Here is a 13,473-nt window from a genome sequence, read left to right on the forward strand (position 1 = left end):
TCCGGACACGGGCAGGTGTATAATGGGCGCTTTCAGGCCACCCCCAGGATCACGCCATGTCCTTTGCTAAACACCTTTTCTGCGTCGCTTTCGCCAGCGGCGCATTGTTCACTCACGCGAGTTACGCCTCTTCCTGGCAGGAAAATCTTTCCAGCGCAGCCAGTCAGCTTAGCCAGCAGAGCAGTTCCGGCGCAGGTCAGCAGCAAGGCGGTATGTCCCTCTCTTCATTGACGGGCCTGCTCAACGGTGGCAACCAGTCACTAAGCTCGGGCACCATGAATAATGCAGCAGGCGTTATGTCTTACTGTGCCAGGCATAAGCTCGCCTCACTGACTAACACAGATAACATCAAAAATCAGGTACTGGATAAGCTTGGCCTGAATACTCAGGCGGAGCAACAGAAGGACACTAACTATCTCGAAGGCCTGCAGGGAATGTTAAACACCAAAAACGGCGAGCAGCTCAATTTGAATAATATTGGCAGCACGCCGCTGGCGGAGAAAGTGAAAACCAAAGCCTGTGATATTGTTCTGAAACAGGGCGTAAACTTCCTCTCATGAGTTAAAAACGTCGCGTTTGCCGCCCCAACGGCCCAGGCGCGACGCCTGCCTTAAATCTGCCAGCCTACTCTCCCCATACAGAAAGCGACCGCGGTCATACTTAAATCTTTCTAAACCAATTCCGAATAAATCCGTATAAAGATGACACTACAATTGCAGCAACATGACATCGCAATTAAATTGAAGCCCAAAGGATTTCTGCCAGCAGGATGCTGGTATCGCAGAGGAATGACGGTTGTCCGAGTTACTTTCTATTGTTTTATTTCTGGCGTCCGTGGCGATTTACGCCTCTAAAGCGGGCCGTAATACCTGGTGGTTCACTGCAGTATTGCTGGTGCTGGGTTTCTTTGTGCTGTTAAACATCACCCTTTACGCCAGTAACTACTTCACTGGCGATGGAATCAATGATGCGGTTATCTATACGCTGACCAATAGCCTCACGGGCGCGGGGGTGCGCAAATATCTGCTGCCAGGTGCGGCCCTGGTTCTCGCACTGGCGGTGGTTTTCGGCGCTCTGGGCTGGATACTACGCCGTCGTCGCCATCACCCCTGCCACTTCGGTTACAGCCTGCTGGCGCTATTGCTGGCACTCGGCTCCGTGGATGCGAGCCCGGCATTTCATCAAATTACTGAACTCGTCAAATCCCAATCCCGTGAAGGCGACCCTGATTTTGCAGAATATTATCTTGAACCTGCGAAAAAGATCCCTAATCCGAAGCTGAACCTGGTCTATATCTACGGCGAGAGTCTGGAACGCACCTATTTCGATGATGTCGCGTTTCCTGGTCTGACTCCTGAACTGGGGGCATTAAAAGAAGAAGGTCTGGATTTCACGCAAACGGAACAATTGCCCGGTACGGATTACACCATTGCCGGAATGGTCGCCTCTCAATGTGGGATCCCACTGTTTGCGCCGTTTGAAGGTAACGCATCTGCGTCCGTTTCCAGCTTTTTTCCGCAAAATCTCTGTCTTGGCGACATCCTGAAAAACTCCGGCTACCAGAACTATTTTGTCCAGGGAGCAAACCTGCGCTTTGCCGGTAAAGATGTATTTCTGAAATCGCATGGCTTTGATCATCTTGTCGGCGCAGAAGAGTTAAAGGGCGAAGTAAGCGACCCTAAATACCGCAATGACTGGGGCTTCTACGATGATACCGTGCTGGATGAAGTGTGGAAAAAGTACGAGGCGCTTTCGCGTTCCGGGCAGCGTTTCTCATTGTTTGCATTAACTGTTGATACCCACCACCCGGACGGTTTTATCTCCCGCAGCTGCGGTCGTAAAAGCTATAGCTACGACGGTAAACCAAACCAGTCGTTTAGCGCCGTCACCTGCAGCCAACAGCATATCGCCGCGTTAATTAACAAAATAAAAGCCTCACCCTGGTTTAAAGATACGGTCATTGTGGTCTCCTCCGACCATCTCGCCATGAACAACACGGCGTGGAAATACCTGAATAAAGAGGATCGTAAGAATCTGTTTTTCGTTCTGCGTGGCGATGAACCAGAGCAGAACACGCTGGCAGTAAAGCGCAGCACCATGGATAACGGCGCCACGGTGCTGGACATTCTCGGTGGCGATAACTATCTCGGTCTTGGGCGTAGCAGTTTGTCCGGGCAGTCGCTTTCCGGTGAATTCCTGAATATGAAAGAGAAAATTGTCGCCTGGAAGCCCGATATCATTCGCCTGTGGAATTTCCCAAAACAGATGAAGGACTTCACCATCGATCGCGATAAAAAGATGATTGCTTTTTCCGGCAGCAATTTCCGCCTTCCGCTGCTGGTACGTGTGTCATCAAAACGCGTCGAGCCTATCCCGGAAAGCGAATACTCCGCGCCGCTGCGTTTCCAGCTCGCTGATTTCGCCCCCCGGGATAACTTTGTCTGGGTTGATCAATGCTACAAAATGGCCCGCCTGTGGGCGCCGGAGCTGGCGCTTTCCACCGACTGGTGTGTATCGCAGGGGCAGCTCGGCGGTGAGCAGAAGGTCCAGGCGGTCGATAAAGATCAGTGGAAAGGGATCACCGCCTTCAAAGATACCGTTATCAGCACAGACCGTTACAAGCAGAACGTGGATATGCTGAAAATTGTCGATGACGACATCCGTTACAAAGCCGACAGCTTCGTCTTCAACGTCGCGGGCGCACCGGAGGAAGTGAAAAAATTCAGCGGCATTTCTCGCCCGGAAAGCTGGGGGCGCTGGTCGAATGCGCAGCTCGGCAACGAAGTCGAAATAGAGTTTAACAACCCGCTACCAGAATCCTTTGATCTGGTGATCACCGCAAAAGCTTATGGTGCAAACGCCAACCGCCCTATTCCGGTAAGGATAGGTGATGAAGAGCAAACGCTGATGCTGGGCAACGATCTTTCCACCACCACGTTGCGTTTCAACAACCCGACACGCAGTAATACACTGGTGATTGTGCCACCAGAACCCGAGTCCACCAATGAGGGGAACATTCTCGGCCACTCCCCACGTAAGCTCGGTATCGGGATGGTAGAAATCAAAATTATCAAAACAGCAGGGTAAAAAAGAGCCCGAACGGCCCCAGGCGCTGATTACCTGCGGCTTTGTGGCGATGCCGGGAGCCATTGCTTATATTGTGCCGGCCCGCCAGCCTATCGACGATCCGAAGCAACAGTGAATAAACGGGCGATCACAGCATCGCCCGCATTTCAAACTGGCTGATGTCCATCGTGGAGTAACCCGCTGACGCAAACAGCGGGGTGAAGGATTCCGGCACCGCTACGCTGGTCGTCAACCCGGGGAAGTGGTGATTGAGGGTCATCAGCATCTCACGGGCAAAACCTTTGCGGCGGTACTCCGGCTCAACATAGAGAAAGCGGAGTTGCGGTTGTTCTGTCAGCGTCGCAACGATGGCGTAGGCGTGTTTGCGATACTCAAATGCCCTGCACGGCAACGACACCACAGAGAGCGGGTCGATCAGCCACGGCAGCGCCCCTTTCACTTCCCCCACCGAGCGCCAGACCACCTCGAGCGGATTAATATCACGCAGCAAATTTTCATCAACACAGGGACGCGCAGCCCCCTGAAAACCGTGTAATGCCTGGCGAATCTCGAAGCCAAGTGAGCGATAAAGCCCAACGCCCGCCAGGTTGTCCTGAATCACCTCCAGCCACATTTGCCGAACGCCTTTTGCCCGCAAATCCTGCAACAGCGGTGTCAGCAGTTTTTTACCGTAGCCTTTCCCGCGATAAGCCGGAATAAGGGAGAAAGCCCCCAGCCTTGCCGATTCGCCACGCCGGGTAATAACCGCCGCCGCGGCCAGCATGTCGTCATTCCACCAGATGCAGGAGTCCGTCAGACTGATATCCTCCGCGCCAAAACGCCGGGCAAAGCGTTCTGGGGGAAGCGAAAAAGGGACACTGTAGCCTTCAAAGCACGCGCCAAGGTGGGCGGCGAACTGTTCGCAACTGTAGTGAAGGGCAGAAATGGCAGTGAGATTCATAGTGCTCCTCCGGATAAAAACTAAGGATAGCACGATGAAAAAAGAGGAAACGCGCCCCACGTCAGCAGGGCGCGAGGTTTATCAGAAGGTTTCCCAGTTATCGTCACCACCCGCCGCTTTACGCGGCATTGGGCTTGCGGATGCGGTTTTCAGCGTGGACGCCACAACTGGCGCTTCACGGGAGACACGACGGGTGCGGAACACGGCTACCGCCTGCGTCAGACGGCTGGCCTGCTCTTCCAGCGCGGCTGCCGCAGCGGCAGACTCTTCTACCAGCGAGGCGTTCTGCTGGGTCACACGGTCCATTTCCGCTACTGCCAGGCCCACCTGGTCGATGCCGCGGCTCTGCTCATCGGAGGCAGAGGCGATTTCGCCCATGATGTCGGTCACGCGGGTTACCGCGCTGACAATTTCGTCCATCGTTTCACCGGCGCTTTCCACCAGCGTAGAGCCCAACTCAACGCGACCGACAGAGTCTTCAATCAGACTCTTGATTTCACGCGCTGCCTGCGCACTGCGCTGGGCCAGGTTACGGACTTCCCCTGCCACGACCGCAAAGCCACGCCCCTGTTCGCCGGCACGCGCGGCTTCTACCGCGGCGTTCAGCGCCAGGATGTTTGTCTGGAAGGCAATACCATCGATCACGCTGATAATATCGGCAATTTTCTGCGAACTGGCGGTAATGTCACGCATCGTCTGCACAACGTTATCCACCACTTTGCCGCCTTTCTGCGCGGTATCCGATGCGCTTTTCGCAAGATGACTGGCCTGACGGGCATTTTCGGCGTTTTGTTTTACGGTTGCGGTCAGCTCTTCCATACTGGCGGCCGTCTCTTCCAGCGAAGCAGCCTGCTGTTCAGTACGGGAAGAGAGATCATTGTTACCCGCCGAAATTTCGCTCGCGCCGCTGTAAATGGCATCGGCACCGTTACGGACATCGCCTACGGTACGCACCAGCTCAGCCTGCATATGACGAAGGCTGGAGGCCAGCTGGCCCATTTCGTTACTACCGTGCACGTCGATAGTCTGTTCCAGATCGCCACCGGCAATATGGCGGATGTTTTCGATCAGATGATTCATCGGACCGATAACGCCACGCTTAATACCGAGCCATACGGCAACAATCACCACCAGCACGACCACCAGGACACTGATAATTATCCATACGGCAGTGGAGTAAGAGCTGTTGCTTTCTTCGACCGCAATAGCATACAGGCGGTCGTTTTGCTGCAAGTAATCAAGATACGGCTTCTCAAAGGCATCCTGATAGCCCTGGGTCGGCTGGTCAAAGAACTCATTGATTTTGCCTGCGCCCAGCAACTGAATCAGCTCAGCGAGTGCATTGTGGTAAATATCATAAGTACGATTGATTTCCGCCGCCGCAGCCTCATTCTGACGCGGATCGCGAGGTAAAGCCTGATACTCTTTCCAGTGCGTTTCAGCCTGCTTTAACGAGGTAGTGGCGATCTGCATGAGATCGTTCACCGTTGCACCGCTGCCGATCTGATTCTGATCCATCATGTAACGGATCCCGGCGCGGTTGAGCGTGTTACGCGTCTGCAAAAGCGCCACCCAACTGGCGTTTAGCGTGGATTGTTGCTGACGGATAGTCTGCAACACAGTGAAGTTTTCTTTGTCGTGCTTAAGTGCGTTAAAGAATAAGCCGCCAGATGTGAGTTGCAAAAGACCAAAAAGTCCCAGTACAAAAAGTAAACTGGTGACAAGTTTCATACGATTCAACATGTTTTCTATCTTCCATTAGCCAGGTAACAGATTTTCGGCCCGACCAGAGAAAACTTTAAAGGAAATCATGCTGAAACGCGCTTGCATCATTAACATTACAGCAACATATGCCGCCAGATTTCCCTCCTGCGACCTGCCAGCAGAACGTGCAGCAAGTGATCCTTATCACATATTTTCAGCCGCTTAGCACCGTATAAAACCGCTTATCCGCTTAGCTGACCGCTTACCCCGCTATTCGTACCGCTCAGTCAGATCGCGCCCTTTTTACGCTTGTAATTTGCCATGATCGTCACCAGCAAGGCCGTCTTTCAACACATCATCTCCGATTTCATTTTTCTTGATAATCAGGTCTGACATGGATACTAAAAAGCTATTCAAACATATACCCTGGGTGCTCCTCGGCATCCTCGGCGCCTTCTGTTTATCCGTCATTGCTTTACGACGCGGTGAGCATGTCAGTGCGCTGTGGATCGTGGTTGCTTCCGTTTCTGTATACCTCGTGGCGTATCGCTACTACAGCTTGTACATCGCGCAAAAGGTGATGAAGCTCGATCCGACACGTTCAACACCAGCTGTTATTAATAATGATGGTCTGAACTACGTTCCGACCAACCGTTACGTCCTGTTTGGTCACCACTTTGCCGCTATCGCAGGCGCGGGTCCGCTGGTCGGCCCGGTACTGGCAGCGCAAATGGGCTACCTGCCGGGTACCCTGTGGCTGCTGGCAGGCGTGGTCCTGGCGGGTGCGGTGCAGGACTTCATGGTGCTGTTTATCTCTTCACGCCGTAATGGCGCCTCTCTGGGTGAGATGGTTAAAGAAGAGATGGGCCGCGTGCCGGGGACTATCGCCCTGTTCGGCTGCTTCTTAATCATGATCATCATCCTCGCCGTTCTGGCACTGATCGTGGTAAAAGCACTGGCAGAAAGCCCGTGGGGCGTGTTCACCGTTTGCTCCACTGTACCGATTGCCCTGTTTATGGGTATCTACATGCGATTCCTGCGCCCTGGCCGCGTGGGTGAAGTGTCGGTAATTGGTATCGTGCTGCTGGTGGCTTCCATTTACTTCGGCGGCATCATCGCGCACGACCCTTACTGGGGTCCGGCGCTGACCTTCAAAGACACCACCATTACCTTTGCGCTGATTGGTTATGCCTTTATCTCTGCGCTGCTGCCGGTATGGCTGATCCTTGCGCCGCGTGACTATCTGGCAACCTTCCTGAAAATCGGTGTTATCGTTGGGCTGGCGCTGGGGATCGTTATCCTCAATCCGGAACTGAAAATGCCTGCGGTGACGCAGTACATCGACGGTACCGGCCCGCTGTGGAAAGGTGCGCTGTTCCCGTTCCTGTTTATCACTATCGCCTGTGGCGCGGTCTCTGGCTTCCATGCGCTGATCGCTTCCGGCACCACACCGAAACTGCTGGCGAATGAAACGGATGCGCGTTTTATCGGTTACGGCGCCATGCTGATGGAGTCCTTCGTAGCGGTAATGGCACTGGTTGCAGCGTCTATCATTGAACCGGGTCTCTACTTTGCAATGAACACCCCGCCGGCTGGCCTTGGCATCACAATGCCGAACCTGCATGAGTTGGGCGGCGATAATGCGCCGATGATTATGGCACAGTTGAAAGATGTCACTGCGCACGCGGCGGCAACGGTTAGCTCCTGGGGCTTCGTCATCTCCCCTGAGCAGATTCTGCAAACGGCAAAAGATATCGGCGAACCGTCCGTACTGAACCGCGCAGGCGGCGCGCCAACGCTGGCTGTGGGTATCGCACATGTGTTCCACAAAATCATGCCGATGGCAGACATGGGCTTCTGGTATCACTTCGGTATCCTGTTTGAAGCCCTGTTCATCCTGACCGCGCTGGATGCGGGTACCCGTGCTGGTCGCTTTATGCTGCAGGATCTGTTGGGTAACTTTGTACCGTTCCTCAAGAAAACCGACTCCCTGGTCGCCGGTATCATCGGTACCGCAGGTTGCGTTGGACTGTGGGGCTACCTGCTGTATCAAGGCGTTGTTGACCCACTGGGCGGCGTGAAAAGCCTGTGGCCGCTGTTCGGTATCTCCAACCAGATGCTGGCGGCTGTCGCACTGATGCTGGGTACGGTAGTGCTGGTGAAAATGCAGCGTACCAAATACATCTGGGTAACCGTGGTTCCGGCACTGTGGCTGCTGCTGTGCACCACCTGGGCACTGGGTCTGAAATTGTTCAGCACTAACCCGCAGCTGGAAGGCTTCCTGTACATGGCTAACCAGTACAAAGAGAAGATCGCTGCCGGTGGCTCTGAGCTGACCGCACAGCAGATTGCCAACATGAACCATATCGTGGTGAATAACTACACCAACGCAGGTCTGAGTATTCTGTTCCTGGTGGTTGTGTACAGCATCATCTTCTACGGGATCAAAACCTGGTTGAACGTGCGTAACAACACTGTGCGTACCGACAAAGAAACCCCTTATATTCCGGTACCGGAAGGCGGCGTGAAGACCTCTTCACATCACTGATCCTTTTACCCCTCATCCCCCCTCTTCCTAAAAGGGAGAGGGATCTGTAGGGTGCGATCCTTTCCCCCTCGCCCCTGTGGGGAGAGAATCGGGGGGTGAGGGGAACAATGCCCGGCGGACTCATCTCGCCGGGCTTTTTCTTATCAGGATGGGCTATGTTTGATAACTTAAGTCAGGCAAAAAAATACCTCGGCCAGGCAGCAAAAATGCTGATTGGCATCCCGGATTACGACAACTACGTCGAACATATGAAAACCAACCATCCGGATAAACCCTGCATGACATACACTGAATTTTTCCGCGAACGTCAGGAAGCGCGCTACGGCGGAAGTGGAGAAGGTGGCGTGCGTTGCTGCTAAAGGAGAGAACATGACACCCATTGCTGTCACCCTGTTAACCGGTTTTCTTGGCGCCGGCAAAACCACCCTGCTGCGTCATATCCTCAATGAGCAGCACGGCTTTAAAATCGCCGTTATTGAAAATGAGTTCGGTGAAGTCCCGGTTGACGATCAGTTGATTGGCGACCGCGCCACGCAGATCAAAACGCTCACCAACGGCTGCATCTGCTGTACCCGCTCCAGCGAGCTGGAAGATGCGCTGCTGGATTTACTCGATAGTCTCGATCGTGGCGATGTCACCTTTGATCGTCTGGTGATCGAGTGCACCGGCATGGCCGATCCAGGGCCGATTATTCAGACCTTCTTTTCCCATGAGATCCTCTGTCAGCGTTATCTGCTGGATGGCGTGATCGCGCTGGTGGATGCCGTCCATGCGGATGAGCAGATGAACCAGTTCACCATCGCCCAGTCGCAGGTAGGTTATGCCGACCGCATTCTGCTGACCAAAACCGATGTCGCCGGTGAAAGCGAAAAACTGCGCGAACGCCTGGGCCGCATCAACGCCCGCGCGCCGATTTATACTGTCACCCACGGCGATATCAACCTGAGTCAGTTGTTTAATACCAACGGCTTTATGCTGGAAGAGAACATCACCGCAAAACCACGCTTCCACTTTATTGCTGACAAGCAGAACGATGTCTCATCCATTGTGGTAGAGCTGGACTATCCGGTTGATATCAGTGCGGTCTCACGGGTAATGGAAAATCTACTGCTGTCATTTGCCGATAAGCTATTGCGCTATAAGGGCATGCTGTGGATTGATGGCGAGCCCAACCGCCTGCTGTTCCAGGGTGTACAGCGGCTTTACAGCGCCGACTGGGACCGCCCGTGGGGCGACGAGCCGCCACACAGCACGCTGGTGTTTATCGGCATCCAGTTGCCGGAACAGGAAATCCGCGACGCCTTTGCCGGGCTGAAAGCCTGACGTTACACTACATAAAAGCCAGTTTACCGACCTTCGCCAGTAAACTGGCTTTTGCCTGATCCAGCATGTCCGCATTAGTGCGACTCGACAGCATGTCGCGCGTTTTTAGCCCGAGAAAATAGCTAATTCGCTCCATGTTGGCGCCGGACGGATGTGGCAATCCCGACAAAATCCGCGCCTCATCCAGCACGCCCCGACTTGCCAGCAGATTCACCCCTTCGGTCGCCACCGGCCCCAGCGGAATAAATACCGCTTTTTTCAGCGCCGCCGCCTCCTGGCCGAATCCCTCGTCAATCGACGCTCTCAGTAACGCGGAACGGGAAAAATGCGGCTTACCATTGTAATTAACGCCCTGTAAAAACAGCGGCTGGGTATAGAGCGAGGTGCAATGCACTAACCCGGTATGGTCGGTAAAAAGCTGCGCCGTGGAATCAAGCGCGAGCATCTGCGCCAGGCCAATACCATCAAGCAATTTGACCAGGTTATTACGCAGTGGCCCGCTAAAAGCCCCATGTTTTTTCGCCTCACGTAACGCCAGCGCGTCATCGCCGCCGCCACGCAGCACCTTCTGTGCCGTCGTCACCGCGTTATACCATTGCACGTACCCTGGCGTTATCCCCACCAGCACCACCAGCGCACGGGTATTTACCGCATCAAAGGGGATGTAGTACTGCGCGAGGTCTCCCTCCTGGGACAGCAAAAATTCAGCGGGTAACTCGCCGGGCGTTTTACGACCGGAAAAATTGACAATAGCGTCACGAAAGCGGGATAAATTTGCAGAAATAGCGCTCATGGTTTCTTTTCACTTAGAGTCAGGAAAGGGCTTCTCATACACTGCACAATGGCCAGGGTGCGCAAACCTTAACGTTCATTAACGGCCTGCGAAGGGGTTTCCGGCAGCGCGACAGACTCCTCCCCGATACCCTCGGGTTCCTGTAACGCTTCAACAATCATCGCCATCCGTTCGTGCTCGAAGTCGCGGTGAGAAATCTCCAGCTTCGGCAGCTCCTTGTTGACCTTCTCAGAGAGTTTGCCAAAGCGCTCCACTCTGCCATACAGCCCCTGGCTACCCACCAGCGAGGTTACGGTGGCGTTGTACTGATTGCTGGCGGTGGTCAGTGTACCGCCAAGCTTACTTAAGCGCTCTGCCACCAGGCAGACGGTATTGAAGATCTCCCCGGCACGCTCGCTGATTTCCCGCGCTTCGCTGTTACTACGTTCAATCATCCACAAGTTGGAGACGGTACGCAGAATCGGGATCAGTGTGGTATGGGACACCAGCACAATCCCTTTACGGTAACCGTATTCAAACAGCCCCTTATTGGTTTTCAGCGCTTCAATATAGGCCGCTTCGATAGGCATAAACATCAGCACAAAGCTCGGGCTTCGAATGCCCGCCAGAGCGGTGTAATCCTTCGATGCCAGATCATCGATGTGGCGGCGTACCGCCATGATGTGCTCATCCATCGCATGCTGTTGCGCTTGTGGCGTTTCGGCCGAACAGGCGCGGTCATAAGCATTAAGCGACACTTTGCTGTCGATAATGATGTGCTTATTGTCCGGCAGGCGGATCAGGTAGTCCGTCTGCTTCCTGCGCCCGTTTTCGTCTGTAAAGGCGCTCTGTACCTCGAAATGCTCTTTTTCCACCAGCCCGCTCATCTCCAGCGTCCGGCGTAGCTGCGCCTCGCCCCAGGCGCCACGCTGTTGGGAATCGCCTTTCAGCGCCGAGGTCAGGTTGGTCGCCTCGGTACTCATTTTCAGGCCGACATCGAGTACCTTTTTAATCTCTGCATTCAAATCGGCATTGCCACGAATGGAGGCATCGTGCACTTCATTGATCCGTTTCTGGAAGCCTTCAATTTGCTCGCGGAACGGCTTAAGCATGTCATCAAGGCTGTTCTTGCTGGTGGTAGTGAAGGTTTTGCCCTTCTCTTCGAAAATCTTATTGGCGATATTTTCAAACTCCCGCGACAGAGATTTTTTGGTCTCTTCCAGGCTGGCAAATTGTTCGCGAAAATGGTGTTCGCGCTGCTCAAGTGTGGTTTTCAGTTCGGTATAGTCATGGTCAAGCTGGGCCGACACACGGCGCTCCTCTTCCAGTTGCGCTTCCGTCCTGGCCAGACGCTGCAAAACCTCATCCGCTCGCCCTTTCAAATCGCTGATTTGCTGGCGCATGGCGCTGACGTCGATATCACGCTGGTGCTTTTCATTGCGTGCCGCGTCGGTTTTGGCTTCCTGCTCGCGCAGCAGTTTCCTGGTTGCCGCCAGCTCATCTTCCGCCAGCTCATGATCATGCTCCAGCGCGGCCATTTTTCGGGTAAATGTCTGTTGGGTTAGAAGCCAGCCAAACGCGCCGCCCAGCAGGGCGGCAATCACAGCGGCAATCACAATAAGCATCATGTCAGAGCATCCTTTATCCATCTTTTCTGCGACTACCATACCCCCGGCATACGAAGATGCAATATTTGCTTTCTGCGCCGCCTTTCTCCCTTTTCTCTTTGGGGAGAGGGGAATCACCGCAACGGTGCTTCACCTTGAAAACCAAGCGAAACTGGCACTCTGCTCTATGCTTAAACCATGAACAAAATCACAGAACTCAAACGTGCCAAACGCCTGGCACTCTCATTACTGCTGATCGCGGTAGCGATCTTCATCGTCACCCTTTTTCTGCCACCCAACTTCTGGGTCAGCGGAGTGAAGGCGATTGCTGAGGCGGCGATGGTCGGCGCACTGGCAGACTGGTTCGCCGTGGTGGCGCTCTTTCGCCGCGTGCCCCTGCCCTTTATCTCCCGCCATACGGCGATTATTCCGCGCAATAAAGACCGTATCGGCGACAATCTCGGGCAGTTCGTGCAGGAAAAATTCCTCGACACCCAGTCGCTGGTCGCACTCATTCACCGTCATCAACCCGCACAGATGATTGGCGTCTGGTTCAGCCAGCCGGATAACGCCCGTCGTGTCGGCCAGCACCTGATGCAGGCCATGAGCGGATTTCTGGAACTGGCGGACGATACACGCATCAAAAATCTGCTTAAACGTGCGGTACATCGGGCGATCGATAAAGTCGACCTCACCGAAACCGGCGCGCTGATGCTGGAGAGCATGACCAAAAACCAGCGCCACCAGGTACTGCTGGATGCCCTGATCGGCCAGATGATCCTGTTACTGCAAAAAGAGAGCAGCCGGGAATTTATTGCCAGTCAGATTGTGCGCTGGCTGAAAACGGAACACCCCCGCAAGGCCAAAATTTTACCCACCGAATGGCTGGGTGAACAAAGTGCGGTAATGGTCACGCGCGCGGTGAACACGCTACTGGATGATGTCACCCACGATAGTGCACATCAAATCCGCCGCGCCTTTGACAGAGCGGTGCTGAAACTGATCGCCAACCTGAAAACTGACCCGGAGATGGCCGCCAGGGCCGATAACATTAAGCGCTACCTGAAAGAAGACGACGCGTTTAACCGCTATCTGGGAGAGATGTGGGGTGATCTGCGTGACTGGATGAAAACCGATATGCAGGCCGATGATTCCCGCATTAAACAGCGCATCACCGAAGCCGGGCTGTGGTTTGGCGAAACGCTGCTGGCGGATGGCGCACTGCGTACATCGCTTAACGAACACCTGGAGCAGGCAGCTCACAGCGTCGCGCCAGATTTTGCCGCGTTCCTCACCCGCCATATCAGCGATACGGTGAAAAGTTGGGATGCCCGCGATATGTCGCACCAGATCGAGTTGAACATTGGCAAGGACCTGCAATTTATCCGCATCAACGGTACGCTGGTGGGCGGCTCGATTGGCCTGGTGCTCTACCTGCTCTCGCAGATCCCCGCCCTGCTTTCGCTACCCACAGGTTAAAAAACCGTCAAAA

At 54.2% G+C, this 13,473-nt stretch carries 10 protein-coding genes; 6 read left to right on the forward strand and 4 right to left on the reverse strand.

All coding sequences use genetic code 11. The features are described from left to right. Positions 1-56: 56 nt before the first annotated feature. Positions 57-560, forward strand: a complete 504-nt coding sequence (locus AAIG39_RS17265) for a YjjA family protein (RefSeq protein WP_090081344.1) — start codon at positions 57-59, stop codon at positions 558-560. 235 nt (positions 561-795) lie between these two features. Beyond that, complete coding sequence (gene opgB / locus AAIG39_RS17270; protein WP_343194346.1) at positions 796-3,087, forward strand: phosphatidylglycerol--membrane-oligosaccharide glycerophosphotransferase; 2,292 nt, start codon at positions 796-798, stop codon at positions 3,085-3,087. Positions 3,088-3,214: 127 nt separating this feature from the next. Here the strand turns inward: opgB and AAIG39_RS17275 are convergent, their stop codons facing one another. After that, complete coding sequence (locus AAIG39_RS17275) at positions 3,215-4,027, reverse strand: GNAT family N-acetyltransferase (protein ID WP_343194347.1); 813 nt, start codon at positions 4,025-4,027, stop codon at positions 3,215-3,217. Between the two features lie 81 nt (positions 4,028-4,108). Beyond that, positions 4,109-5,770 (reverse strand): methyl-accepting chemotaxis protein, encoded by a 1,662-nt coding sequence (gene tsr / locus AAIG39_RS17280; RefSeq protein WP_090081337.1) that lies wholly within the window; start codon positions 5,768-5,770, stop codon positions 4,109-4,111. A 355-nt stretch (positions 5,771-6,125) separates the two neighbouring features. Between tsr and AAIG39_RS17285 the strand changes: the two genes are divergently transcribed. The 3 genes from AAIG39_RS17285 to yjiA all read left to right on the forward strand — a co-directional run bounded on the left by AAIG39_RS17285 (position 6,126) and on the right by yjiA (position 9,602). Further along, complete coding sequence (locus tag AAIG39_RS17285; RefSeq protein WP_343194348.1) at positions 6,126-8,279, forward strand: carbon starvation CstA family protein; 2,154 nt, start codon at positions 6,126-6,128, stop codon at positions 8,277-8,279. A gap of 155 nt (positions 8,280-8,434) precedes the next feature. After that, the gene (locus tag AAIG39_RS17290) at positions 8,435-8,638 is read left to right on the forward strand and encodes a YbdD/YjiX family protein (RefSeq protein ID WP_090081333.1); all 204 of its coding nucleotides are present in this window, start codon (positions 8,435-8,437) and stop codon (positions 8,636-8,638) included. Between the two features lie 10 nt (positions 8,639-8,648). After that, complete coding sequence (gene yjiA, locus AAIG39_RS17295; RefSeq protein WP_343194349.1) at positions 8,649-9,602, forward strand: GTPase; 954 nt, start codon at positions 8,649-8,651, stop codon at positions 9,600-9,602. A gap of 7 nt (positions 9,603-9,609) precedes the next feature. On the opposite strand, the gene AAIG39_RS17300 is transcribed toward yjiA, so the two are convergent. Together AAIG39_RS17300 and AAIG39_RS17305 are read right to left on the reverse strand one after the other, a co-directional pair. Next, positions 9,610-10,395: a hypothetical protein gene (locus tag AAIG39_RS17300; RefSeq protein ID WP_343194350.1), complete on the reverse strand. Its 786-nt coding sequence runs from the start codon at positions 10,393-10,395 to the stop codon at positions 9,610-9,612. A gap of 68 nt (positions 10,396-10,463) precedes the next feature. Continuing rightward, positions 10,464-12,002 (reverse strand): DNA recombination protein RmuC, encoded by a 1,539-nt coding sequence (locus AAIG39_RS17305; RefSeq protein WP_343194351.1) that lies wholly within the window; start codon positions 12,000-12,002, stop codon positions 10,464-10,466. A gap of 177 nt (positions 12,003-12,179) precedes the next feature. Between AAIG39_RS17305 and AAIG39_RS17310 the strand changes: the two genes are divergently transcribed. Then, positions 12,180-13,460 carry a DUF445 domain-containing protein gene (locus AAIG39_RS17310; RefSeq protein ID WP_090081324.1) on the forward strand — a complete coding sequence of 427 codons (1,281 nt, stop codon included), beginning with the start codon at positions 12,180-12,182 and terminating at the stop codon, positions 13,458-13,460. The last annotated feature ends 13 nt before the right edge of the window (positions 13,461-13,473 follow it).

This window comes from Phytobacter palmae (genome assembly GCF_039409775.1).
GTDB lineage: Bacteria > Pseudomonadota > Gammaproteobacteria > Enterobacterales > Enterobacteriaceae > Phytobacter > Phytobacter palmae.

Bases quoted from the DNA above. Each gene is read 5' to 3' on its own strand.
- AAIG39_RS17265 (WP_090081344.1), top strand. From the start codon at position 57: ATGTCCTTTGCTAAACACCTTTTCTGCGTCGCTTTCGCCAGCGGCGCA.
- AAIG39_RS17275 (WP_343194347.1), bottom strand. From the start codon at position 4,027: ATGAATCTCACTGCCATTTCTGCCCTTCACTACAGTTGCGAACAGTTC.
- tsr (WP_090081337.1), bottom strand. From the start codon at position 5,770: ATGTTGAATCGTATGAAACTTGTCACCAGTTTACTTTTTGTACTGGGA.
- AAIG39_RS17285 (WP_343194348.1), top strand. From the start codon at position 6,126: ATGGATACTAAAAAGCTATTCAAACATATACCCTGGGTGCTCCTCGGC.
- AAIG39_RS17290 (WP_090081333.1), top strand. From the start codon at position 8,435: ATGTTTGATAACTTAAGTCAGGCAAAAAAATACCTCGGCCAGGCAGCA.
- yjiA (WP_343194349.1), top strand. From the start codon at position 8,649: ATGACACCCATTGCTGTCACCCTGTTAACCGGTTTTCTTGGCGCCGGC.
- AAIG39_RS17300 (WP_343194350.1), bottom strand. From the start codon at position 10,395: ATGAGCGCTATTTCTGCAAATTTATCCCGCTTTCGTGACGCTATTGTC.
- AAIG39_RS17305 (WP_343194351.1), bottom strand. From the start codon at position 12,002: ATGATGCTTATTGTGATTGCCGCTGTGATTGCCGCCCTGCTGGGCGGC.
- AAIG39_RS17310 (WP_090081324.1), top strand. From the start codon at position 12,180: ATGAACAAAATCACAGAACTCAAACGTGCCAAACGCCTGGCACTCTCA.